This window comes from Nocardia sp. NPDC004860, assembly GCF_040609015.1.
GTDB lineage: Bacteria > Actinomycetota > Actinomycetes > Mycobacteriales > Mycobacteriaceae > Nocardia.
Map to the genome: position 1 here is coordinate 1 of NZ_JBEXJI010000035.1, position 23,629 is coordinate 23,629.

24 protein-coding genes are annotated in these 23,629 nt (G+C 67.9%); 8 read left to right on the forward strand and 16 right to left on the reverse strand.

What is annotated here, in order from left to right; all coding sequences use genetic code 11:
• The 9 genes from ABZV44_RS38840 to ABZV44_RS38880 all read right to left on the reverse strand — a co-directional run.
• A partial coding sequence (locus ABZV44_RS38840; protein WP_354848092.1) for an AMP-binding protein occupies nucleotides 1-817 on the reverse strand: 817 nt, incomplete at its 3' end.
• Between the two features lie 113 nt (nucleotides 818-930).
• The gene (gene eutC / locus ABZV44_RS38845) at nucleotides 931-1,722 is read right to left on the reverse strand and encodes an ethanolamine ammonia-lyase subunit EutC (RefSeq protein WP_354848095.1); all 792 of its coding nucleotides are present in this window, start codon (nucleotides 1,720-1,722) and stop codon (nucleotides 931-933) included.
• Nucleotides 1,719-3,131: an ethanolamine ammonia-lyase subunit EutB gene (locus ABZV44_RS38850; RefSeq protein ID WP_354848097.1), complete on the reverse strand. Its 1,413-nt coding sequence runs from the start codon at nucleotides 3,129-3,131 to the stop codon at nucleotides 1,719-1,721. The genes eutC and ABZV44_RS38850 overlap by 4 nt, the downstream gene beginning before the upstream one ends.
• Complete coding sequence (gene eat, locus ABZV44_RS38855; RefSeq protein ID WP_354848100.1) at nucleotides 3,128-4,558, reverse strand: ethanolamine permease; 1,431 nt, start codon at nucleotides 4,556-4,558, stop codon at nucleotides 3,128-3,130. Before eat ends, ABZV44_RS38850 begins: the two co-directional genes overlap by 4 nt.
• A gap of 25 nt (nucleotides 4,559-4,583) precedes the next feature.
• A complete protein-coding gene (locus ABZV44_RS38860; RefSeq protein ID WP_354848103.1) occupies nucleotides 4,584-5,141 on the reverse strand; it encodes a DUF779 domain-containing protein in 558 nt (185 codons plus the stop codon).
• A complete protein-coding gene (gene adh, locus ABZV44_RS38865) occupies nucleotides 5,141-6,664 on the reverse strand; it encodes an aldehyde dehydrogenase (protein WP_354848106.1) in 1,524 nt (507 codons plus the stop codon). The genes ABZV44_RS38860 and adh overlap by 1 nt, the downstream gene beginning before the upstream one ends.
• A gap of 92 nt (nucleotides 6,665-6,756) precedes the next feature.
• Nucleotides 6,757-7,944: a transcriptional regulator gene (locus tag ABZV44_RS38870; RefSeq protein ID WP_354848109.1), complete on the reverse strand. Its 1,188-nt coding sequence runs from the start codon at nucleotides 7,942-7,944 to the stop codon at nucleotides 6,757-6,759.
• 265 nt (nucleotides 7,945-8,209) lie between these two features.
• On the reverse strand, nucleotides 8,210-8,332 hold the full coding sequence (locus ABZV44_RS38875) for a hypothetical protein (RefSeq protein WP_354848112.1): 123 nt from the start codon (nucleotides 8,330-8,332) through the stop codon (nucleotides 8,210-8,212).
• A 280-nt stretch (nucleotides 8,333-8,612) separates the two neighbouring features.
• Nucleotides 8,613-9,650, reverse strand: coding sequence for a beta-ketoacyl-ACP synthase III (locus tag ABZV44_RS38880; protein WP_354848114.1), 1,038 nt, complete (start codon nucleotides 9,648-9,650; stop codon nucleotides 8,613-8,615).
• 97 nt (nucleotides 9,651-9,747) lie between these two features.
• Between ABZV44_RS38880 and ABZV44_RS38885 the strand changes: the two genes are divergently transcribed.
• The 3 genes from ABZV44_RS38885 (at nucleotide 9,748) to ABZV44_RS38895 (ending at nucleotide 11,938) form a co-directional block, all read left to right on the forward strand.
• On the forward strand, nucleotides 9,748-10,332 hold the full coding sequence (locus ABZV44_RS38885; RefSeq protein ID WP_354848117.1) for a TetR/AcrR family transcriptional regulator: 585 nt from the start codon (nucleotides 9,748-9,750) through the stop codon (nucleotides 10,330-10,332).
• A 112-nt stretch (nucleotides 10,333-10,444) separates the two neighbouring features.
• On the forward strand, nucleotides 10,445-11,428 hold the full coding sequence (locus tag ABZV44_RS38890; RefSeq protein WP_354848120.1) for an aldo/keto reductase: 984 nt from the start codon (nucleotides 10,445-10,447) through the stop codon (nucleotides 11,426-11,428).
• A gap of 33 nt (nucleotides 11,429-11,461) precedes the next feature.
• Nucleotides 11,462-11,938, forward strand: coding sequence for an RpiB/LacA/LacB family sugar-phosphate isomerase (locus tag ABZV44_RS38895; protein WP_354848123.1), 477 nt, complete (start codon nucleotides 11,462-11,464; stop codon nucleotides 11,936-11,938).
• On the opposite strand, the gene ABZV44_RS38900 is transcribed toward ABZV44_RS38895, so the two are convergent.
• From ABZV44_RS38900 to ABZV44_RS38915, 4 genes are all read right to left on the reverse strand, one after another.
• Complete coding sequence (locus ABZV44_RS38900) at nucleotides 11,900-13,495, reverse strand: acyl-CoA synthetase (RefSeq protein WP_354848126.1); 1,596 nt, start codon at nucleotides 13,493-13,495, stop codon at nucleotides 11,900-11,902. The genes ABZV44_RS38895 and ABZV44_RS38900 overlap by 39 nt on opposite strands.
• A gap of 34 nt (nucleotides 13,496-13,529) precedes the next feature.
• A complete protein-coding gene (locus tag ABZV44_RS38905) occupies nucleotides 13,530-14,033 on the reverse strand; it encodes a gamma-glutamylcyclotransferase family protein (protein WP_354848129.1) in 504 nt (167 codons plus the stop codon).
• Nucleotides 14,030-14,806: an MBL fold metallo-hydrolase gene (locus tag ABZV44_RS38910; RefSeq protein ID WP_354848132.1), complete on the reverse strand. Its 777-nt coding sequence runs from the start codon at nucleotides 14,804-14,806 to the stop codon at nucleotides 14,030-14,032. The genes ABZV44_RS38905 and ABZV44_RS38910 overlap by 4 nt, the downstream gene beginning before the upstream one ends.
• A 163-nt stretch (nucleotides 14,807-14,969) precedes the next feature.
• Nucleotides 14,970-15,878 carry a hydrogen peroxide-inducible genes activator gene (locus ABZV44_RS38915; RefSeq protein WP_354848135.1) on the reverse strand — a complete coding sequence of 303 codons (909 nt, stop codon included), beginning with the start codon at nucleotides 15,876-15,878 and terminating at the stop codon, nucleotides 14,970-14,972.
• A 108-nt stretch (nucleotides 15,879-15,986) separates the two neighbouring features.
• On the opposite strand from ABZV44_RS38915, the gene ABZV44_RS38920 reads away from it, so the two are divergent.
• The 3 genes from ABZV44_RS38920 (at nucleotide 15,987) to ABZV44_RS38930 (ending at nucleotide 17,999) form a co-directional block, all read left to right on the forward strand.
• A complete protein-coding gene (locus ABZV44_RS38920) occupies nucleotides 15,987-16,574 on the forward strand; it encodes a peroxiredoxin (RefSeq protein WP_354848138.1) in 588 nt (195 codons plus the stop codon).
• Between the two features lie 23 nt (nucleotides 16,575-16,597).
• Entirely contained in the window at nucleotides 16,598-17,137 is a 540-nt protein-coding gene (locus ABZV44_RS38925) for a carboxymuconolactone decarboxylase family protein (protein WP_354848140.1), read from the forward strand.
• Nucleotides 17,138-17,306: 169 nt separating this feature from the next.
• Nucleotides 17,307-17,999, forward strand: a complete 693-nt coding sequence (locus tag ABZV44_RS38930) for a PhzF family phenazine biosynthesis protein (protein ID WP_354848142.1) — start codon at nucleotides 17,307-17,309, stop codon at nucleotides 17,997-17,999.
• Between the two features lie 45 nt (nucleotides 18,000-18,044).
• Here ABZV44_RS38930 and ABZV44_RS38935 read toward each other — a convergent pair whose 3' ends face one another.
• On the reverse strand, nucleotides 18,045-18,410 hold the full coding sequence (locus ABZV44_RS38935; protein ID WP_354848145.1) for a VOC family protein: 366 nt from the start codon (nucleotides 18,408-18,410) through the stop codon (nucleotides 18,045-18,047).
• A 126-nt stretch (nucleotides 18,411-18,536) separates the two neighbouring features.
• On the opposite strand from ABZV44_RS38935, the gene ABZV44_RS38940 reads away from it, so the two are divergent.
• On the forward strand, nucleotides 18,537-20,096 hold the full coding sequence (locus tag ABZV44_RS38940) for an MFS transporter (protein WP_354848148.1): 1,560 nt from the start codon (nucleotides 18,537-18,539) through the stop codon (nucleotides 20,094-20,096).
• A gap of 26 nt (nucleotides 20,097-20,122) precedes the next feature.
• On the opposite strand, the gene ABZV44_RS38945 is transcribed toward ABZV44_RS38940, so the two are convergent.
• A complete protein-coding gene (locus ABZV44_RS38945; protein WP_354848151.1) occupies nucleotides 20,123-21,349 on the reverse strand; it encodes an aminotransferase class III-fold pyridoxal phosphate-dependent enzyme in 1,227 nt (408 codons plus the stop codon).
• A gap of 105 nt (nucleotides 21,350-21,454) precedes the next feature.
• Nucleotides 21,455-22,075: a DUF5134 domain-containing protein gene (locus ABZV44_RS38950; protein WP_354848154.1), complete on the reverse strand. Its 621-nt coding sequence runs from the start codon at nucleotides 22,073-22,075 to the stop codon at nucleotides 21,455-21,457.
• A gap of 472 nt (nucleotides 22,076-22,547) precedes the next feature.
• On the opposite strand from ABZV44_RS38950, the gene ABZV44_RS38955 reads away from it, so the two are divergent.
• Entirely contained in the window at nucleotides 22,548-23,615 is a 1,068-nt protein-coding gene (locus tag ABZV44_RS38955; RefSeq protein ID WP_354848157.1) for an MspA family porin, read from the forward strand.
• Nucleotides 23,616-23,629: the final 14 nt, after the last annotated feature.

Here is a 23,629-nt window from a genome sequence, read left to right on the forward strand (position 1 = left end):
GCAGGATGCCCTTGGGCTTTCCGGTGGTGCCGGAGGTGTAGAGGATGAACAGCGGGTGCTCGGCGTCGAAGGCCTGCGCCTCGTGCTCGGGGGAGGCGTCGGAAACCGTGTTGTGCCACCACAGATCACGCCCCTCGGTCCAGGGCGTCTCGATTCCCGTGCGCTGCACTACCAGCACGTGCTCGACACTCGAATCACCCTCGGCCAGGGCTTCGTCCACGGCAGCCTTGAGCGGGGCCGGCTTGCCGCGCCGCCACTGGCCGTCGGTGGTGACGACCAGCTTGGCCGCGGCATCGTCGATTCGCTGCCGTAGCGCACTCGCCGAGAAGCCCGCGAACACCACCGAATGCACCAGACCGAGCCGGGCGCAGGCCAGCATCGAGACAATGGCCTCGGGCACCATCGGCATGTAGATGGCGACGCGGTCGCCCATGGACAGCCCGAGGTCGGTGAAAGCGTTTGCCGCCCTGGATACTTCAGCGAGCAGCTCGGCATAGGTGATGTCGCGGGAGTCGCCGGGCTCGCCCTCCCAGTGGATGGCGACCCGGTCGCCGTGCCCGTCGAGCACGTGCCGGTCCACGCAGTTGTAGGCGACATTGAGCTTGCCGTCGGCGAACCACTTCGCGAAGGGCGCGTCGTCCCAGTCCAGCACCTGGGTGAAGGGCTGATGCCAGTGCAGGCGCCGGGCCTGCTCGGCCCAGAACCCGTCCCGGTCCGCTTGGGCTCGAGCATAAAGAGAGGCGTCGCCGTTGGCGGCGGCCGCGAACTCAGCGCTGGGCGGATAGGCATCCAGGTGGTCGGCGGTGGTTTCGGTCATCTCGTCTCTTCTTCTCTCGCATGCAGGCCACGTGGGGGTGACGGCGGCACTACAACACTGGATGGCGATCATGTCGGCTGCCGCCGTGTCCGGGGTCGGCGGCGACCCTTCTTCTATTCGGCTGTATCCAAAATCGTCAGCGCCGCAGTGGAAGCCAATTCTTGGGCGCGGGAGGTGTCCTTGAGGTCCACGCCGGATCTGCCGAGCTTCCGCGCGCCGGAGATCAAGCTGGACACCACCTTTGCCGCCTGGTGGTAGCCGAGGCCTTCGGGCGGATGAATATTGGAGATGCAGTTGCGGTCGGCGTCGGCTCGGCCGGGCCGTGGTAGGTGAGTGAGGTAGATGCCGAGGCTGTCGGCCACCGAGAGGCCGGGGCGTTCACCGATGAGGACGACCAGGGTGCGTACGCCCATGGCGGTGGCGATGTGATCCCCGAGGGCGACACGGGCCTGGGTGGCGATGACCGGTGGCGCGATCGAATAGGTGTCGGCGAGTTCTTCGGCGATGGCGGCAAGAAGAGGTGCGCCGTGGTTCATGAGGGCGCGCGGTGACAGTCCGTCGCCGAGAACGAAGCCGAGGTCGGCACCGGTGTGGGGGACGGCGGTCAGGTCGTCGGGGAGTCGGCCGAGGTCGGGGCGGCGCAGGTATTCGGGACGAGAGGTGGCCCGGCTGCGAATGGTCACGGGTGTGCCGAGGCCGACCGCTTCGACCCGAGCTGCCAAGACGGGCACGTCGAGTGGCAGGTGTACTGCATCGCGGGCCGCAGCGTGTGCCGAGCGGAGTTCGAGCACATTCGCCGTCGGCAGTGCGTCGCCGACGCGGCCCAGACCGATCCTGGACTGGGTGCTCGGGCGCAGCATGTCCCAGAAGTCTTGCGGCGTTCGGTCTCCGCGTTCGACGCTCATAGCGCTCCGGTCAATTCGCGTAATGGGGAGGAGGCGATTTCGACAGGCAGTATCCGCCCGCACGCGTCGGCCATGCCAAGTCCTTGCAGCCACGTCTCGAACTCCGGTGCGACGCGCAGGCCGAGTACCCGCCGCGCGTATAGGGCATCGTGGAAGCTGAGGCTCTGGTAGCCGAGCATTACGTCATCGGCGCCTGGCACCGCGATAACGAACGCCGCTCCGGCCGCGCCGAGGAGAGTGACCAGGGTGTCCATATCGTCTTGGTCGGCTTCGGCGTGGTTGGTGTAGCAAACATCGACGCCCATGGGCAGGCCGAGCAATTTGCCGCAGAAGTGGTCTTCGAGGCCGGCGCGGATGATCTGTTTGCCGTCGTAGAGATACTCGGGGCCGATGAAGCCGACGACGGTATTCACCAAGAGCGGCTGCAGATCTCTCGCCACGGCGTACGCGCGGGCCTCCAGGGTCTGCTGGTCGACGGGTTTGCCATCGGTGCCCAGATGCGCGTTCGCCGACAGCGCCGATCCCTGTCCGGTTTCCAGGTACATCACATTGTTGCCGACGGTGCCGCGATGCAGCGATCGCCCCGCTTCGTTGCCTTCGCGCAGCAGCGCAATATTCACTCCGAAGCCGGTATTCGCACCTTCGGTGCCCGCGACGGATTGGAAAACCAGATCCACCGGAACACCTTTCTCGATCAGCTCGATCGTCGTGGTCACATGCGAGAGCACGCACGACTGGGTGGGAATGGCGAAGCGCTGACGGATCTCGTCGAGTAGATGGAGCAGATCCGCGGTGGCATGCGGGGAATCTGTCGCCGGATTGATGCCGATCACCGCGTCACCGCAGCCGAGGAGCAGTCCATCGAGAGTCGCGGCGGCGATACCCCGCGGGTCGTCGGTCGGATGGTTGGGCTGCAGACGAGTGCTCAGTCGCCCGGGCAGCCCGATCGTTGTACGGAAGCCCGCCGTCACCTCGGTGGCACGGGCTACCGCAATCAGGTCCTGATTGCGCATGATCTTGCTGACCGCGGCCACCATTTCCGGTGTCAGCCCCGGGGATACGGCCCGCAGCCTGGCGGCGGCATCGTCGCGGGCCGATGTCTCCATCAGCCAGTCCCGCAGGCCGCCGACGGTCAGATGCGAGAGCGCTTGGAAGGCAACGCGATCGTGCGAGTCGATGATCAGTCGGGTGACCTCGTCGTCCTCATAGGGCACCAAGAGTTCTCGGAGGAACCGGTCGAGCGGCACCTCGGCGAGCGCCCACTGCGCGGCCGCGCGTTCGGCGTCCGATGCCGCCGCACAGCCGGCCAGTTCGTCGCCGCCACGCCGTGGCGTCGCCTTGGCCATCAATTCGACGAGACCGTCGAAGGTGTAGTTGGTGCCGCCGATCTGCTGGTGGTAGACCGTCATTCGAGCTCCTCCTCCGCCTTGGCCAGGGCGGCGAATTCCTCGTCCGGCGAGTTGGCGACCAGGTGATGGCGGCTGTAGAGACCGAAGTAGGCCATGAACCCGGCGAAGGCGAGCAAGGCCCAGGTCGCGGCCGTGCGGTCGACGAGGAAGGTGGCGATGACGGCCGCGCAGGCGATCACGAGGGCGAAGGCCGTGGTGAGAATCCCGCCTGGGGTGCGATACGGCCGGGGCATGTTCGGCTCCCGGAGGCGCAGCACGATGTGGCTGATCATCATGAGGACGTAGCTCAGCGCCGCGCCGAAGACGGCCATGTTCAGCAGCATCGCGCCCTCACCGGTCAGCGAGAGTGCGAATCCGATGATGCCGGGCACGATGAGCGCGAGCATGGGCGCTTTGCGCGCGTTGGTGACCGACAGGCTCGTCGGCAGATATCCGGCTCGCGAGAGCGCGAAGGTCTGCCGCGAGTAGGCGTAGACGATCGAGAAGAAGCTCGCGACCAACCCGGCCAGACCGATGTAGTTGACGAGCTTGCCGGCACCCGAATCCCCGAGCGCCGCGACCAGCGGGTTGCCCGAACTCGAAATCGCTTTGGCGCCGAGAGCCCCGGTCGCAAGGAACAGCACCGTCGCGCCGGTGGTGATCAGCACCAGCATGCTGATGATGATGCCCTTGGGCACGTTCTTCTCCGGTTCCCGTGCTTCTTCGGCGGCCAACGGCACACCCTCCACCGCCAGGAAGAACCAGATCGCGAACGGCACCGCAGCCCAGATCCCGAAGTACCCGAACGGCAGGAACGACGAACTGCCCACCGCCGCAGGATCTGCCGGAATGTCGGTCAGGTTCCCAGCGTCGAACAATCCCCACGCCGACACCACGAAGACGGCCAACCCGACCAACGCGATCGCGGTGATGACGAACATCGCCTTGAGCGCCTCACCGGCACCGGTGAGATGAATGCCGATGAACAGCGCATACACGGCCAGATAGACCCACCAGCCGTCCGTGATCCCGAACAGATTCAGCGATTCGACATACGCACCGATAAAGGTCGCGATGGCCGCGGGCGCGATGGCGTACTCGATGAGGACGGCCGCGCCAGTGGCGAATCCGCCCCAGGGCCCGAGCGCGCGCCGGGCGAAGGTGTAGCCACCGCCCGCCGCGGGCAATGCCGAGGACATCTCGGCCATGCCCAGCACCATGGCCAGATACATGCCCGCGATCACCACGGTGGCGATGAGCAAGCCTCCGAAACCGCCCTGCGCCAAGCCGTTGTTCCAGCCGGCGTAGTCGCCGGAGATCACATAGCTGACGCCGAGACCGGCGAGAAGCAACCAGCCCGCAGACCCCGATCTCAGGGTTCGCTTCGCAAGGTAAGCACTGTCCTGGTTGTGGTCGTCGTGGGTGGGCTGATCAGTGGGGATCGCCATCGCGACCTCCTTCTTGCTGGATGAATCACACAGAGTTCTTGGGTGTTCCGCGAACGGGAACAGGACACGCATCGGCCGCTCGGCCGACGACCTGGGGTTGGGCTGGTGTTGTCGGACGCGCGCCGCGCTCCCAGTCCGCACCTGTCAAGGTTTCGGTCCCGGCCAGCGCGAGTAGTTCGGCGTGCTCGAAAACCCTTCCGCGACTGAGGAATCGAAGTCCTTCCGGCGATTCCAGGCTGAATCCGGAACCACGTCCCGGTACGGCGTCGAGGACGAGCTGGGTGTGCTGCCAGGCGGCGAACTGCGGACCCGAGATCCACACCGGCGCAGTATCGTCCGGTGCGGGAGGAGTGTCGGGCAGTTCGTCGACCAGCAACCGCAGATCGAGCAGTCCGAGTAGGACATCGTGGCCGCCGACCACGAATTCGCCTGCGGGATAGCACATCGGGGCCGAGCCATCACAGCATCCGCCGGATTGGTGCAGCATCAGCGGTCCGTGCAGACCGCGGAGGCGACGGAGCAGATCCATCGCCGCCACGGTGGCAAGCACCCGCCGGGGGATTACCGCAGCGGCATCGACCATCAGAAGAAGCCTTGCGCCTTCGACGCGTAGCCGACCAGGAGGTTCTTCGTCTGCTGGTAGTGGTCGAGCATCATGTGATGGTTCTCGCGGCCGATCCCGGACTGCTTGTACCCTCCGAACGCCGCATGCGCGGGGTACTGGTGGTAGGTATTGGTCCACACCCGCCCGGCCTGGATGTCGCGGCCTGCCCGGTAGGCTACCGCGCCGTCGCGTGACCATACGCCCGCGCCGAGCCCGTACAGGGTGTCGTTGGCGATCTTGATGGCATCGTCGTAGTCGGCGAACGAAGTCGCCGAGACGACGGGGCCGAAGATCTCTTCCTGGAAGATCCGCATTGCGTTGTGTCCAGCGAACACCGTGGGCTGCACGTAGTAGCCGCCGGACAGGTCGCCGCCGAGGTCAGCGCGCTCACCGCCGGTGAGCAGAGTTGCGCCCTCGCCCTTGCCGATCTCGATGTAGGAGAGGATCTTTTCGAGCTGATCGTTGCTGGCTTGCGCGCCGATCATGGTCTCCGTATCGAGCGGATTGCCCTGTCGCACAGCCTTGGTGCGCACCACGGCAGAGGCCAGGAATTCGTCGTAGATATCAGCCTGGATGAGCGCACGCGATGGACAGGTGCAGACCTCGCCCTGGTTGAGCGCGAACATGGTGAAACCTTCCAGGGCCTTGTCCTGGTAGTCGTCGTTCGCGGCGAGCACATCGGAGAAGAAGATGTTCGGGCTCTTGCCGCCGAGCTCCAGGGTGACCGGAATCAGATTCTGGGAGGCGTACTGCATGATCAGGCGGCCGGTAGTGGTCTCGCCGGTGAACGCGATCTTCTTGATTCGTGGACTCGACGCCAGCGGTTTGCCTGCCTCGACGCCGAAGCCGTTGACGATATTGACAACGCCGGGCGGCAGCAGATCTCCGATGAGACTGATCAGGAACAGGATCGAGACCGGCGTCTGTTCGGCCGGCTTGAGGACAACGGCATTGCCTGCGGCGAGGGCAGGTGCGAGCTTCCAGGTGGCCATCAAAATTGGGAAGTTCCACGGAATGATCTGGCCGACCACGCCGAGCGGCTCATGGAAGTGATAGGCGACGGTGTCGACATCGATCTCCGACAGCGAGCCCTCCTGGGCGCGGATCGCGCCGGCGAAGTAGCGGAAGTGGTCGATCGCGAGCGGGATGTCGGCGGCCAGGGTCTCGCGGATCGGCTTGCCGTTGTCCCAGGTCTCTGCGAGGGCGATCGCGTCGAGGTGCTGCTCCATCCGGTCCGCGATCTTGTTGAGGATGATGGCGCGCTCGGCAACCGAGGTCTTGCCCCAGGCCGGTGCGGCGGCATGGGCGGCATCGAGAGCGAGTTCGATGTCCTCGGCGGTGCCACGGGCGACCTCGCAGAACGGCTGACCCGTGACCGGGGTCGGATTCTCGAAGTACTGCCCCTTGACAGGTGCTACCCACTCGCCGCCGATCCAGTTGTCGTAACGAGCTTGGAACGACATGACGGCATCGGGTGTTCCTGGGCGGGCAAAGACGGTCATCGAATGCTCCTCGGTCTTGTGACATTTCCTGCAGCAGGTGTGACCCGGAACACTAGGAGCAACCATGTTGCACAACAGTTGCAAGAAACTGGTCAGATGCCCAGCCTGCGGTCCAGCAGCGCCAGCTTGGACTTGACCTGGGCATACATCGAGGACTGTCGGTCGAGCGAGGCAAGGTAGGCGGTCCACGCCGCAACGTCGTCGCGCCCGTCGACCGAACTGGTCCACTGGCCGAGGAGTCGGCGATCGCCCGCCGTCAGCAGAGCGGCGCGCAGGCAACCACGCAACTCGGTGCGCAGCTCGGTAATGCCGGGCGCCAGCGAGCGGGGCAGAATCGGGCCCGGGTAGGCGCGCATTGCCGCCGCCGCGTCGCCGCGCCCCAGTGCCCGTCGAACCTCGTTGACATCGGTGTCGAGCTCCATCAGCAGTCGGTATGGTCGCGAGCCGAGGCTGTTGACGCCCAACAGCTTTCGCACCCGCGACAGCTCCGCACGCACCGTTACCGGATCCAACTCCGATTCGTCGAGCAGCATGGCGAGGTGGTCGGCGCTCAAACCCTCCGGATGGTCGGCCAGCAGCAACAGGATCTCGGCATGCCGCTGCGACAGGCGGATGCGCTCACCGCCGCGGGTCAGAGACGGCCGATCCGAGCCGAGCACCCGCAGTTGCGTCGTCGTGTCGAGCGGTTCGGGCGAATTGAGCAGGTGTAGCCGTAGCTCGGATTCCGCAGCCAGCACTGTCGCCCTGATCAGCGACAACACCTCCACCGCGGCGACGCGCGGGCCACCGGTGATGTCGATGGCGCCGATGATCTGGCCGGTCAGCGGATCGTGCACAGGGGCGGCCGAGCAGCTCCACTCGTGCACGGCGCGGCTGAAATGTTCGGCCCCGAAGAACTGCACGTGGTGATCGAGGGCGAGCGCGGTACCGGGGGCATTGGTACCGACCCTGTCTTCGCTCCAGTCGGCGCCCTCCACGAAGTTCATGGCAAGGGCTCGATCCTTGGCCTTGGAATCGCCCTCGACCCAGAGCAATCGCCCCTCGGCGTCACTGATCGCTACGAGCAGCCCGGCCTCGGCGGCGTCCTCGACCAGCAGCTTTCGCACGACCGGCCGGATAAGCGCCGTTGGATGCGCGGACCGATACCGCTGCAGGTCCAGACCATCGAGATCCACCCCGTCTCCGAAGTCGTCGGGGTTGACACCGTTGCTGCGGCTGCGACGCCAGGAATCGAGAACCACCGGCCGCACCGAGTAATACTCGGGGCGCAGGGTCGGCATCTGGTCCACACCTTCGAGGAAAGAGCGGTGAGCGGACGACACTCGCTGCGTCAACTGTGTGAGGTCATCATCCGGCCTGACGGCGACCCAGGGGTTGCCGCGCGCTGTTGTGTTCAATCCGTTTCCTTCGCGTTTGCCCGCCAGGCATTGTAATACTGGTCACAGCGTTGGTTCACGGTGGTGGAGCTGTAGACAATCACTCCATGCATGCCCGCTTGGTCGACGTGCGGGTGGAGGAAACAGGTGCCGCGGCGGGGACGGTGATCTAGTAGCGGAACGTGCCGCCAGGCGTCACCGCAGGCTGGGTGAGGTCGGGCATGCCGTCCATATCGTTACGCGGTGCGACCGGGCTGACCGCGGAGTCCAAGGCGTCGCCATTGGCGTGCACGGCAGGGAAGGCGGAGGCGAAGGCGAGCTCATCGTTTGCTGGACCGCTGCTATCGGGTTCCAGTCGAAGTAGTCCGGATCGACACCGAAGTAGTCGGCCAGCAGGGCCGGCCGGTCACCGAGCCGGGCCACATCCTCCAGAACGACACGATCGCCGCAACCTCTCCAATCGAGAGTGTCGCGACGACCGTGTGAACCCGCGACTTCCGTGCGGGGGCGCTTCTCATTGCTACGGTTTCCGTCGCTTCACACAACGGATTTCGTTGTCCGCGAGCCGATCGTCAGGCGATGGCGGGGAGTTTGACCACCTGACCGGCGTAGGCCAGGCCCGCGCCGAAACCCAGCAGCAGCGCGGTGTCGCCGGGCCGGGAAGCGCCGGAGCGCAGCAGCTGCTCCATGGCCATCGGGATCGAGGCGGCGCTGGTGTTACCGGTCTCGGCGATATCCCTTGCGACAGCGATGCTTTCGGGCATGTGCAGGGTGCGCACCAGCGCATCGGTGATGCGGCTGTTGGCCTGATGCGGCACGAACGCGTCCAGATCCTCGACGGTGACGCCCGCCTGATCCAGCGCGTCCCGGCACGCCTTCTCCAAGAACGTGACGGCCCAACGGAATACGGCCGTACCGTTCATCCGGATGTACGGCCGCACCGTGCTGCCGCCGGTCGCCTCGGCCTCGGCCACCTCGGCGAAGTACTGCTGAAAGTCCTTGTCCTGCTTGATCGCCGCAGTCTGACTGCCGTCCGAACCCCAGGCCACCGGCCCGATGCCCTCGGCCTCCGACGGTCCCACCACGACCGCGCCCGCACCGTCGGCGAAGATGAACGCGCAGGTCCGGTCCTCCTGGTCGAGCAGGTCCGAGAGCCGTTCCACGCCGATCACCAGCACATGGCGGGCCTGTCCGGCGCGCACCAGGTTGGCGGCATTGGCCAGCGCGTAGCAGAAGCCCGCGCAGCCGGCGGAGACGTCGAAGGCGGCGGTGTCGTGCATGCCGAGTTCGGTGGCGACCACGGCGCCGGCCGACGGTCCCAGCACCATCTGCGAGGACGTGGCCAGGATGACCGTGTCGATCTGCTGTGCGGTGACGCCCGCGGCCTCGAGCGCGTCGACGGCGGCGGCGGTGCTCATGCTCACGATGGTCTCGTCCGCTTCGGCCCAGTGGCGGGCCTCGATGCCGGAGCGGGTCCGGATCCATTCGTCCGAGGAGTTGATGCGGTCGACGATCTCGGCATTGGGGACCACCCGGCGTGGTCGGTACACGCCCAGGCCGAGCAGCGCGGCGTGGGCGACCGGGGTGGCGGTGGCGATCTGGGCTGACATGCGCGGAATTCCTCTTTTCCCATATGAACCGATCGGTCCACATGGGAAAGGTTTAACATGGACCGATCGGTTCACACAAGGGCTGGAGGGATTTGCAATGACGGCGGGACCGCGCGCCCGATTGATCGCGAGCACCATCACCACCGTCCAGGAGCACGGCGTGCACGCGGCCGGGCTGAACGAGCTGCTCAAGCGCAGCAATGCCTCCCGAAACTCGCTCTACCAGCACTTCCCGTCCGGCAAGGGCGAATTGGTGGCGACCGCCGCCCGCATCGTGTCCCGCATGGTCTACTCGCACGTGAGCCGCATGTCCGACGCACTGCCGGGCGCGCCCTCACTGGCGGCGTGGGTGGACGAACTGCTCGGCTTCTGGCGCGGCCAGCTCGAGACCAGCGAGTTCCGGGCGGGCTCGTTCATGATGGCCGCCGCTCTCGACGAACTCGACCCGGCACTGCAGTCCGCGGCCGGGCAGGCGTTCTCCGAATGGACCGCGCGCCTGGCCGACGGATTGGTGGCGGCCGGGGTCGAGCGGGCGACGGCGTGCTCGCTGTCGGGTTTCGCACTGTCGGTGATCGAGGGCGCGATCGTGCAGAGCCGGGCGCTGAAATCGGCCCTGCCCTTCACCGACGCGGGCACCCAGCTCACCGTCCTGCTCCGCCACCACATGCCGACCCGCCGGTGAGGGTGCGACACCGCGTATTCCAGGTTGACCTGGAGCACACTCCAGGTCGTAGCGTCATGTCCGTGCGCGGCTCCCGCCGCGAATTCCAGTCCTACCGAGGAGGATTCACCGCATGATCGCGACCAGGAAGCTCGGCGAACTGACCGTCGGCGCGCAGGGCCTCGGCTGCATGGGCATGAGCCACGCCTACGGCGCGCACGACAATGACGCCGAGTCCATCGCCACCATCCACCGCGCTCTGGACCTCGGCGTCACCCTGTTCGACACCGCGAATGTCTACGGCCCCGAGACCAATGAGCGCCTGGTGGGCCGCGCCATCGCCGACCGCCGCGACAAGGTCGTCCTCGCAACCAAGTTCGGCATCGTCTGGGGCGACGAGGGCGCTATGGGCGCCCGCGGCGACGCCGCCTACGTGAAGCAGTCCTGCGATGAATCCCTCGCGCGGCTCGGCGTCGACCACATCGACCTCTACTACCAGCACCGCGTCGACCCGAACGTGCCGATCGAGGAGACCTGGGGCGCCCTGGCGGAGCTGGTCCAGGCGGGCAAGGTCCGCTACCTCGGCATCTCCGAAGCCTCGGTGGACAGCATCCGCCGCGCCCACGCCGTCCACCCGGTGACCGCGCTCCAGAGCGAATGGTCCCTCTGGACCCGCGATATCGAGGCCGAGGTCCTCCCCGCCTGCCGCGAACTCGGCATCGGCATCGTCCCCTTCTCCCCGCTGGGTCGCGGCTTCCTCACCGGCGCGATCACCTCGACCGCCGACCTCGCGGCCGACGACCTGCGCCGCCGCCTGCCCCGTTTCGCCGACGGCAACTTCGACGCCAACCTCGCCATCGTCGCGGCACTGCGCAGCCTCGCCGACGAAAAGGGCGTCACCCCCGGTCAATTGGCGCTGGCCTGGGTCCAGTCCCGCGGTCAGGACGTGGTTCCCATTCCCGGCACCAAGCGCCGCACCTACCTCGAGCAGAACGTCGCGGCCACCGAGATCACGCTGACCGCCGAGGACCTGGCCCGGATCGAGGCCGCCGCCCCCTCCGGCGCCGTCGCGGGCGCCCGCTACCCCGAGGAACTGGCGCGTGCGGCCGGGCGATGACCGTCCGCGCGCCGCAGCGGCGATACTGCATCCATGAGGTTTTCGGTTGCCGCTGACGAGGACACCGGCGTGGCCGCGGCCGTGGTCGAGGAGCTGCGGGCCCGCGGGCACGAGGTGACCGTGCACGGCGCGCTGGAGCCCGCGGAACGCGACGACTGGGCCTGGGCCAGTGAGGCCGCGGCGCGGGATGTCGCGGAGGGACGGGCCGAGCAGGCGGTGGTGTGCTGCTGGACCGGGACCGGCGCTTCCATTGCGGCGAACAAGGTGCCGGGGGTGCGGGCGGCGCTGTGCGTGGACGCGTATACCGCCGAGGGAGCACGGAAGTGGAATGACGCCAACGTGCTGGCATTGAGTCTGCGGCTCACCTCACGGGCGCAGCTGGCCGAGATTCTGGACGCCTGGTTCGCCGGGGCCCCGAGTGCGGACCCCGGCGATCGCGCGAATGTCGCGCACCTGGACGAGATCGCGGGATCAGGCCTCGGTGGCGAGATGGGCGTGGGCGGTGCGTAGTTCGCGTTTGAGGATCTTGCCGCTGGGGTTCTTGGGGAGCGCCTCGACGAACGTCACGTACTTGGGGACCTTGTAGCCGGCGAGCCGCTGCTTGCAGTGCGCGATGACGGTGGCGGCGTCGGGGTCGGTTCCATTGCGGGCCACCACGATCGCGGTGACGGCTTCGATCCAGTGCGGGTGCGGGATGCCCACCACGGCGGCCTCGGAGATCTCGGGGTGCTCGTAGAGGACCTCTTCGACCTCGCGGCTGGCGACGTTCTCGCCGCCGGTCTTGATCATGTCCTTCTTGCGGTCGACGACGCTGAGGTAGCCGTCGGCGTCCAGGACGCCGAGGTCGCCGCTGTGGAACCAGCCGTTGCGGAAGGCTTCCGCGGTTTTCGCGGGGTCGTTCCAGTAGCCGAGCATGGCTTGCGGGGAGCGGTGCACGATCTCGCCCACCACGCCGACGCCCACCGGGATGTCGTCGTCATCGACCACGCGGGTCTCGACATTGAGGGCCGGGCGGCCCGCCGAACCGGGCTTGGTCAGCTGGTCCTCGGGCGCGAGGACCGTGGCAAGCGGCGCGAGTTCGGTCTGGCCGTAGAAGTTGGTGAGCCCCACCCCGGGTAGCCGCTCGGAGAGTTCGGCCAGCACCTCGACGGGCATGATGCTGGCGCCGTAGTAGCCCTTGCGCAGGGAGGACAGGTCATAACCGTCGAAGTCGGGATGCCGCAGCAGCGACACCCACACCGTAGGCGGGCAGAACAGTTTGGTGGCGCGCTCCGTCTCGATGGTGCGCAGGATCGTCGCGGGATCGGGGCTCGGCAGCAGAATGCTGGTCGCGCCGAGCCACAGGTCGGGCGTGAGGAAGCAGTGCAGCTGGGCGCAGTGGTACAGCGGCAGCGCGTGCACCTCGATGTCGTCGGCGCTCATGCGCCCGTCCACCACCACACTGGTGTACTGCGCGATGAGCCCGCGGCTGGACAGCACCGCGCCCTTGGGGCGGGACTCGGTGCCGGAGGTGTACATGATCTGGATGGGATCGTCGTCGCCGACGAACACCTGCGGCGCCGAGGCGTCGGGGTGGTGTTCCCACGCGCTCACGTCCTCCCACCCGGCCGTCGCGGGCAGCCCGCCCAGGCCGATCCAGCCGAACAGCCGGATCTCGCTGTGGCCCAGCTGTTTCACCGCGGCCTCGGCCTCCCTGGCCAGTCCGTCCTCGGTGATCAGTGCGACAGCCCCGGAGTGTTCGAGGATGAAGGCCACCTCGTCGGCGGTGAGCATGAAGTTGATCGGCACCGAGATCGCGCCGAGCCGGGCCAGCGCGAAGTACACGAGCACGAACTCGCGGCAGTTGTGCGAATAGATCGCGACCCGATCGCCCTGCGTCACACCGCGATCGGCCAAGCTGTGCGCGACCCGGTTCACCGCCGCATCGAGATCGGCGTAGCTCTCCCGCCGCTCTCGCCAGACCAGCGCGGTCTTGTCCGGGACCCGGGCGGCGCTGCGCCGCAGGAGATCTCCGAGCGCCTGCGATCGCACGCTCGCCACTGTTGGCTCAGTGCCCTCTGCATCCATGCGATCAACTTCTACCGCACGAGTGTGTCCGGCGTCATACAGTCTCGCTGAGCAGGACCAGATTTCGCCGCCACGCAGCGCATTTCCCCACGTAACGCGGAAGGTGCTCGGAGGCGAACGCCCCGGGCGACCACTCGAAGTCCTCGACCTCGGCGGTCCAGGCATAGGTCCACGCGTAGCCGACCCGCTTCCCCGCGTGCACGGACACCGGCAGCAGATCGTATTCGTCGTCCTCGAAAGCATCGAGCACCCGCCACTCGTCGGCGGTCAGCCCGGCGAGCAGGTAGCCCTCGGTCACGGAGCCGGTCGCGGTCACCAGTCCCGGATACGCGCGGCCGGGCAGCGCGGCCGCCCGCCGCCCGATCGAGCGCGCGGGTTCCATTGCCGGTACCCGCCCGATCAATTCGGTCAGCACCGGGCCGAATTGCAGAGTCCCGTAGACGAACAGGGGCTCACCCGCCGCCGGTAACCGCGATCGGCTCCACCTCGAACCGCGGGGCGGCGGCGCGGGAAGTTCCCGAGAGCCGGGGCCGGTCATCTGCCGGCCGTACGGGCGAAAATACCCGCGTCGTGCGAGTTGATGATGGTCACCTGGTCACCGTGCAGCTTCCTGAGTTCCCGCAGCCGCCGCTGATTGGCCCGATACGCCTCGCCCGCAATGGCTCCGGTCTCGTACACCTTCCACCAGAACGGCGTGAACGGCTCCTCGGGATGGATGCTGGACTCCGCGAAGAACGAGTCACCCGCGTGCAGCAGCCACCCGTTGCCATGGTCGATCGCGACCCCGGCGTGCCCGCGGGTGTGCCCCGCCAGCGGCACCACCAGGATCTCCGGCGGCAGTCCGGGCAGGTCGCGCACCGCGGTGAACCCGAACCAGTCCACACCGCCCTCGACCTCGTTCACCATCCACTTGGGCCCGTGCGCCCACTGCGCGGCCCGGTAGCGCAACCGCTCGGACAGGGTGGGTGTGGCGGTGGCGGCGCGGAATTCGGGTCCGTGCACGTGCACGGTGGCCTCGGGGAAGTCCGACAGCCCGCCGGAGTGGTCCAGGTCGAGATGGGTCAGGATGACGTGGCGGACATCACGCGGGTCATAGCCCAGGCGCTGGATCTGGCGCACCGCTGTCTCGGCCTCGGCCGGCTTCGCCCCCAGCAGGAAACGGCTGGCACCCACCATCTTGCCGGGCTGCCGCACGGCCTCCAGCCCGAACCCGGTGTCGACGAGCACGAGCGCGTCCCGGGTCTCGATGAGCAGGCAGTGATCGATCAGGCCGAATCCCATGGTGCCGCAGTTCAGGTGGTGAATCCGCATAGGCCCGAGCGTTTCAGACACCCTGTGGTGACGCAACCGCGCAGGTTGCCGGAATTGCCGGGGTCGCCGCCGTGCACCGCACGAGGGGTCAGCGCCGTGCACCGCACGAGGGGTCAGCGCCGTGCACCGCACGAGGGGTCAGCGCCGTGCACCGCACGAGGGGTCAGCGCGGCCGGCATTCCCGGATGATCTCGGCGAGCTGGTCGTAGTCGTCGCCCCGGGCGGTGGAGGAGCGGAACGCCAGTCCGACCGTGCGGCCCGGCGCGGGCGCCGCGAAGGTCGCGATGTCCAAGGTGCCGCGCGCGGTTTCGGCGGCCACCGCCATGGCCGGGATCAGCGTGACGCCGAGATCGCCCGCGACGCACTGCACCACCGTGGCCAGCGAGGCCGCGCGGGTGTCGCCGACCGCACCCGGCTGCGCGTCGTGCGCCCGGCACAGTTCCAGGGTCTGGTCGCGCAGGCAGTGGCCCTCGTCGAGGAGCAGCAGCGGCTGCGCGTCCAGGTCGGCGGGTGTCAGGTCGGTGCGCCCGGCCAGTTCGTGCTCGCGTGGCAGCACTAGCACGAACTCCTCGGTGTAGAGCGGTATCTCGACCAGTCCGGCGACATCGGTGGGCAGCGCCAGCAGCGCCACGTCCAGGACGCCCGAGCGCAGCCCGTCGAGCAGCCGGGCGGTCCGGTCCTCGATGACGTGCGGCACCAGAGCGGGCACCCGCGTACGCAATTCGGGCAGCAGCCGGGGCAGCACGTACGGCGCGATGGTCGGGATGATGCCGAGCCGCAGGGTGCCGCGCAGCCCCTCACCAGCAGCGGAGGCGACAAATCGGTCGGCGGCCTCGAGGGTGGCAATGGCTTGCGGCAGTAGCCGTTTGCCGTCGGCGGTGACCAGGACCCGGCGCGTACTGCGCTCGATCAACTGGAGCCCCAGTCCGTTTTCCAATGATGCCAATGCCTGCGATAGCGTGGGCTGGCTCACGCCGAGCCGCGTCGCCGCGGTGCCGAAGTGCCGGTATTCCGCGATGGCAGCGAACGCACGCAGCTGTGACAGGGTGGGCTGATAAGTTTGATCAGTCACGCCTATCAGTATAGTGCGACCGATCACGTTTACCTCTCACCGCAGTTCGGCAAAGATCGTATATACGTCTCGACACAATCGGCACGACTACATATGAGGAGAGCAAGCATGGCCCTGCTGACCATCGGCGATCAGTTCCCCGCCTACAACCTGAAGGCTGTCATCGGCGGCGATCTCTCGAAGGTGAACGCTCAGCAGCCCGACGACTACTTCACCCAGATCTCGAGCGACGACTACGCCGGCAAGTGGCGCATCGTCTTCTTCTGGCCCAAGGACTTCACCTTCGTGTGCCCGACCGAGATCGCCGCCTTCGGCAAGCTGAACGACGAGTTCGCCGACCGCGACGCGCAGGTGCTGGGCGCCTCTGTCGACAACGAGTTCGTCCACTTCCAGTGGCGCGCCCAGCACGAGGACCTCAAGACCCTCCCGTTCCCGATGCTGAGCGACCTCAAGCGCGAACTGGCCACCGCCACCGGCGTTCTCAATGCCGACGGCGTCGCCGACCGCGCCACCTTCATCGTCGACCCGAACAACGAGATCCAGTTCGTGTCCGTCACCGCCGGTTCGGTGGGCCGCAATGTCGAGGAGGTGCTGCGGGTGCTGGACGCGCTGCAGTCCGACGAGCTGTGCGCCTGCAACTGGAAGAAGGGTGACCCGACCATCCAGGCCGGCGAGCTCATGACCGCTTCGGTGTAACAAGGCTCGCAAAGGAATTCGTCGTGACCATCGAAAATCTCAAGAACTCGCTGCCCGAGTACGCCAAGGATCTGAAGCTCAACCTGTCCTCGCTGGCGCGCACCACCGTGCTCAACGAGCAGCAGCTGTGGGGCACCCTGCTGGCGTCGGCCGCGGCCACCCGCTCGGCGACCACGCTGCGCGAGATCGCCGAGGAGGCGGCCGACGTGCTGTCCGCCGAGGCGTACAACGCCGCGCTCGGCGCCGCGTCGATCATGGGCATGAACAATGTGTTCTACCGCGGCAAGGCATTCCTGGAGGGCCGCTACGACGATCTGCGCGCGGGCCTGCGCATGCAGATCATCGGCACGCCGGGCGTGGACAAGGCCGATTTCGAGCTGTGGTCGTTCGCGGTCTCCTCGATCAACGGCTGCCAGCACTGCCTGGAGGCGCACGAGCACACGCTGCGCGAGGCGGGCGTCTCGCGCGAGGTGATCTTCGAGGCGCTGCGCGCCGCCGCGATCGTGGCGGGCGTGGGCCAGGCCGTGGCATCGACCGAGGCGCTGGCCACCGCCACCGTCTAGTCGAGTCCAGCCGAAAGGGCTGTACACCTGCGGGTGTACAGCCCTTTTCTGCATTTGCTCATCGATTGCCGCAATACGGTCGCCGGTCGGATCGGAAACCGCCCCGGCCAACAAGCGAGGCATATGCGGGCCTCCCGCGAATCGATAACTGTCGGTAAGCTCGCTTGACATGACCGTTCCGGAAAGTGATGGCGCTCAAATCGAAGTCGTGCGCGTGTTCACCGACGCGGCCGGGCGTTTCGGCAATCTGCTCGGCATCGTCCGCCGCTCCGCCGTCGAGAATGCCGACCATCAGGCGCTGGCGGCCCGCGTGGGCTACAGCGAGACCGTGGTGGTCGACGACCCGGTCGACGGGCGAGTGAAAATGCGTATCTACACCCCCGCCACCGAGCTGCCCTTCGCCGGGCACCCCACGGTCGGCACCGCGTGGTGGCTCAATGACCAGCTGCAACCCGTGAAGATCATCGACGTGCCCGCCGGGCCGGTCGAGGTGACCCTCGCCGAGGGCCTGACCTGGGCCCGCGCCCGGGCCGAATGGGCCCCCGCCTTCGAATTCCACCAGTTCGAGGATCCGGCCGAGATCGCCACCCTGGATCCGGCCGACTTCCCGGCAGGCCAGCACTACTGCTGGGCCTGGGCCGACGAGCCGCGCGGCGCGGTCCGCGCGCGAATGTTCGCCCCCGCCATGGGACTTCCCGAGGACCAGGCCACGGGCGCGGCCGCCATCGCGCTGACCGCCCTGCTCACCCGCGGGCTGAACATCACGCAGGGCGAGGGCTCCCAGATCTTCACCGAATGGGATTCCGATGGCTGGGCCCGGGTCGGCGGCCGCGTGGTCGCCGATCACCCGATTCTGATCTAGCGGCAAAACCCTTTCGGCACACCGTGACCCGATCGGCCCGACGGCCTAGGCCGCCGGGCCGATGCGCTGTCCGAAGGCGAGCCGATGGCCGCCCGGGATGCGCAGCACGAAATCCCGCAGCCCCCACGGGTGTTCGGTGAGCTCGGTGGTGATCTCGCCGCCGTGGCGCACGCAGTGCGCGTAGAGCGCGTCGACATCGTCCACGCCGACGTATCCGGCGGTGGTCTCGTTGACGGCCGGGCGGGGCGTCCGCACGATGCCCAGGCCCACTCCGCCGCGGCGCAGCAGCGCCAGCCCCATCGCGGGCTCGTCGACCTCGACGACGAACCCCAGCACATCGCGCAGGAAGTCGACGGTGGGCGTGAGGTCGGCCACCTCGAGGTTGGCGCGGTAGCTCTCGAACTCGGCCATTGCCGCAGCCTACCGCCGGTGCGGCGGCAAAATCGGTTGCGCGGCTGTCGGGGGGCGGTGGGATGGTTGGGGGCGCGCCGCAGCCATCGGCCGCAGCTGATCACCCCCTGGAAAGGACATTTCGCCGTGGACACCTCCGTCGAGTCACCGACCGCGCCCGAGCGGTCCGACCGGGCGGGACGGCGCGAGTGGATCGGCCTCGGGGTGCTGGCGCTGGCCTGCCTGGTCTACGCCATGGATCTGACCGTGCTGCACCTGGCGGTGCCACAGATCAGCGCGACACTGCATCCGAGCAGCACCGCACTGCTGTGGATCATCGACGTCTACGGGTTCATGCTGGCCGGTCTGCTCATCACCATGGGCACGCTCGGCGACCGCATCGGGCGACGGCGGTTATTGCTGCTCGGCGGGGCGCTGTTCGGCGTGGTGTCGGTGGTCGCGGCCTTCTCCCCCACCGCCGAATTCCTGATCGGGTGCCGGGCGCTGCTGGGCATCGCGGGCGCGACCATCGCGCCGTCGACACTGTCGTTGATCTTCAACATGTTTCGCGATCCCCGGCAGCGGTCGCTGGCCGTGGGCACCTGGGTGAGCGCGTTCTCCGCGGGCGGTGTGGTCGGCCCGCTGCTGGGCGGCATACTGCTGGAGCATTTCTGGTGGGGTTCGGTATTCCTGCTGGCCGTACCGGTCATGGCGCTGTTGCTGGTGCTCGGGCCGCGGGTGCTGCCGGAGTTCCGTGATCCGGAGGCCGGGCGGCTCGATCTGAGCAGCGCCGCACTCAGTGTGGTCACCATGGTGGCGCTGGTGCTGGCCATGAAGAAGCTCGCGCAGGATGGGCCGGGGACAGTGCCGCTGGTGGCCGCGGTGGCCGGGCTGCTCGCGGGCGCGCTGTTCGTGCGCCGTCAGCTCACCCGTCCCGATCCCATGCTGGATCTGCGGCTGTTCCGGCTGGGCGCGTTCCGCACCGCGCTGGGCATCAATGTGATCGCCATCTTCGTGGCGTTCGGCTATTTCCTGTTCGTGGCCCAGTACTTCCAGCTGGTTCTGGAAATGACGCCCATGCAGGCCGGTGCGGCCATGGCGCCGTCCAGTGTCGGCTTCATCATCGGTTCGCAGGCGGCCCCGCGTATCGTGCGGGTCGTGCGGCCCGCCTACCTGATCGGCGCCGGAATGCTGCTGGCCGCACTGGGATTGGTCATGCTCACCCAGCTGTCGGCGCACGGCGGCCCGGTCCTGGCGGTGATCGCCTCGCTGCTCATCGCCCTGGGGCTGGCCCCGGTCTTCGGCATCACCACCGAGCTGATCGTCGGCTCCGCCCCGCCGGAGCAGGCGGGCGCCGCCTCGGGGGTGTCCGAGACCGGCGCGGAACTCGGTGGCGCCCTGGGCATCTCGATCCTGGGCAGCATCAGCCTGGCCATCTACCGCGCCGATCTGGCCGACGCGCTGCCGCGCGAGCTGCCAGGTGCGGATGCGGTGCGCGAAACGCTGGGGGAGGCGGTCCAGGTGGCCGCGACGCTCCCCGGCGATATGGGTTCCGCGGTCCTGACCGCGGCCCGCACGGCGTTCATCCACGGTGTGCACATCACGGCGGGAGTCGCGGCGGTGGGCGCACTCCTCGTAGGTGTGCTGGCCGTGGCCAAGCTACGCCACGTGCCCGCCGGTGAACTCTCCGGCGGGCACGGTCACTAGCGGTCGGGCACTCCGCCCGGTCCGGTTCAGCCCAGGGCGCGGGCGAAGCGGTCGGCCATCTCCGCGACCTGGGCCTCGGTGATGACGAACGACGGCGAGATCTGCAGGGCACCCTGACCGGCGGCGCGGGTCGAGACACCGTGGGCGCGCAGGGTTTTCACCATGGCGAGGGCCTCGGCCGGATCGGCCAGCTGGACCGCGGCGACCGCACCCAGGCCGCTGCGCACCTCGGCGACCCGCGGGTGCTCGGCCAGCGGCGAGAAGTACTGGTGCAGCAGGGATTCCAGGTTCTTGCTGGCATCGAGCAGATGCTCGCGCTCGACAATGTCGAGGTTGGCCATGGCCGCGGCGGCCGCGCCGGCGTGACCGCCGTAGGTGTAGCCGTGCCGCCACCAGACGCCGCCGGCGAAGAACGGCTCGGCGACGCGGGGCGCGACGAAGACCGCGCCCATGGGGACGTACCCGGAGGTGAGGCCCTTGGCGGTGGTCATGAGGTCGGGTTCCAGGCCGAAACGCGAGGAGGCGAACCAGGATCCGCCGATGCGGCCGAAACCGGTGACGACCTCGTCGGCGACGAAGAGGATGTCGTTGTCGCGGCAGATCCGCCGGACCTCGGTGAGGTAGCCCTCCGGCGGCAGATACACCCCGCCCGCGCCGATGATGGGCTCGGCGAAGAACGCCGCGATCCGGTCCGCGCCGACCTCCTCGATGAGCGCGGTCAGTGCCTTGGCCTGATCCCATTCGATGGTGCGGGTGTCGGGCATCAGGACACCGGTGTAACCCTCGGCGTTGACCGGGATGCCGGACAGCGCGGTGCCGCCGACATGCATGCCGTGGTACGCCTTCTGACGGCCGACCAGAATGGTCTTCTCGGGGCGGCCCAGCTCCTGCCAGTACCGGCGGGCCAGCTTGGCGGCGGTGTCGACGCCGTCGGATCCGCCGGACGTGAAGAAGATCTTGCTGCCGGGCACCGGCGCCAGGGCCGAGAGCCGCTCGGCCAGATCACGGGTCACCGGTGAGGTCAGATCGCCGAAGTTGGAGTAGTGCGCGACCTGGGTCAGCTGGGCGGCGACCGCGTCGGCGATCTCGCGGCGGCCGTGCCCGATATTGGCGAACCAGAGACCGCCGGTGGCATCGAGGTACTGTGCCCCGCCCTCGTCCCAGATGTACGCGCCCTCGCCGCGCGCCACCACGAACGCCCCGTCCCGCTCGACCGCACCCATATCGGCGAAGCCATGCCACAGCGAACCCATCCAGAGCACCTCCATCACCCGATATCGGCCACGCCCATCCGGGCGAACCGACCTTTCTTCACCATCTCACCATCACGACGGTGAACAGGTCGAACGGCCCCCGGGTCACCCGGCCGCGGCGGCGACGAGCATGTAGGCGGTGCCGAGATCCATTACCAGGTGCGGCACCACGGCCAGCGATCCGGCCATGCCCATGGGATGAGGGAACACCCGTGGCAACCGGTGGCGCAGCGCCGGCACCGCCATGACCGCCGCGTCCGCCGCGAACAGCGTGGCCAATATCAGCACCGCGCCGGGCGCGGGCCCCGAAGGCCCGTGCCCACCGTGTTCGTGCGGCTCGTGCCCGCTCATCGCGTACAGCATCGCCGCGGCCCCCAGCACGTGATACGCGAACGCGCCGACCGTGCCGCCCCCGGTGTCCGGGTCCGAAATCCCGCTGCGCCACCGCAGCATCCGATCTGCCAGCAACAGCGTGTACACAACCACCATGGCCGTCAGCACCCCGCGCACCGCGTGCGGATCGGCGACCGTCGGAAACACGAGCATTCCCAGCATGACCAGGCACATCACCAGGTGTGCGGCGTCCGACTCCCGATCCCCGCGCGACCCGGCGCACGGGCCCTGGCGCGCCGTGCCCAGTCTGGCGGCCACCAGGGCGGCGGCCAGGCAGAAGGCGATCACCGCGACCCACCGCACCACCCCGTCCTGCTCCATGAATACCGCCACACCCCACCACCTCTCACCGCGGCGACCGGCTCCCCCTTCCATGCTGACACCCTCCGGCCCCGGCTCCCCCGCCTTTCCCCTGCCGAATCCCCCGCCCGGGCACCGCCACTGGGTGACCGATTCCCGGCCGAGCGCGAACCTGAACCTGCTGCGCTATTCGGTCGAGCAGAGGCGATGACAGGGATCCCCCGCGAGATGCGGAGCTTCGACGCACGACTGCGCACACTGGACGGTCCCGGCAATCCTGCAGCGAACGAGAAGTAGTGCAGCCCGAAACCTTTTTCCGGCAATGTATTTCGTGGCGGATATTTCCTGGTCAGCAGGAATTCCCTGGTCGACACGCCTTATCGCCGCGTTCGCTACCCGACCCGATGTCTCCGATACGCTCTATTTGCCAGCCAATAGCGGCTGTTCCTGCGATATCGAACTCTGGAAGAAACGCTAGCGCACATCTTCGAGAAAGGATCCAGGTTTGCGGCGTCTACTAATCGTCGCCGCGGCGGGCACGGCCGTGGCAACCCTGGGGGTCCTGGGCGTGTGGGCCTGGGGTACCAACCCGGGCCGAGCCCAGCCGCCCGGCTCGGATGTAACCGGTTCGGGAGTTCATGTGACGGCATCCGTCGACAGCGTCGGGGTGAATCCGCCCGGCAACCGGACTCCGAACTACCTTATGACGTTCTCGCATGCCGCGCAGATGTCCGGCGATTACTCGGTCAATGTGGAGGGTGACCCGATCACGTCCGGCCAGGCCGTCGCAGGGTTCATCCTCGGCTGCGGGATCAGTGTGGCCGGCGGCTTCACCGTCGGAATCGAGCCCAATCAAGGCTGGGCCGGCGCCCTTGCCCCGACAGTGAGCCCCGCGACCCCTGCGAGCCCCGCGAGCGATGTCAGCGCGCCGATCGCGACGGTCACGCCCATCCCGAGTACGCCCATCGCCTCGGTCACCACACCCAGCGCCATCACACCCACTACCAGCCCAGCACGCGTTGCCTTACGCACTACCAGCCCAGCCCGCGCCGCCTTGACCGCTACCAGCCCGGCCAGCGCCGCCCCAACCACCACCAGCCCGGCCAGCGCCGCCCCAACCACGACCACCCCAACGACCCCAACCACACCAACCACTCCGACCACCCCGACCACCCCGACCACCCCGACCACGCCGACCACCCCAGCCAGCGCCAGCGAAACCACCCTGACCACCCCGACCACACCAACGACCCCAACTACCACGACCACGACCACCCAGACCAGCGCCAGTCCGCCCAGCATCGACCTCGGACCCAGTGTCGGCGGGGCGCTGGGCCTGACAGAGGTCTTGACGGCCACCTTGGGGCCCGGCCAGGTCACCATCGCGACAACGGCAACGTCGGCCCTGGACGACACCACCGTGTTCCCGTACCGCATCACGTTCAACAACGCCGCGTTGAACGTCGCCCAATGCGCCTCGCCGGTGTCGGCCGTCCCCTTCGTCACGACCACGGTGAGTACCGTGCAGGGGGTGGTGCAGACCACCGCCTACGGCGATCAGTTCACCTTCTGAGATAAAGCCGATCC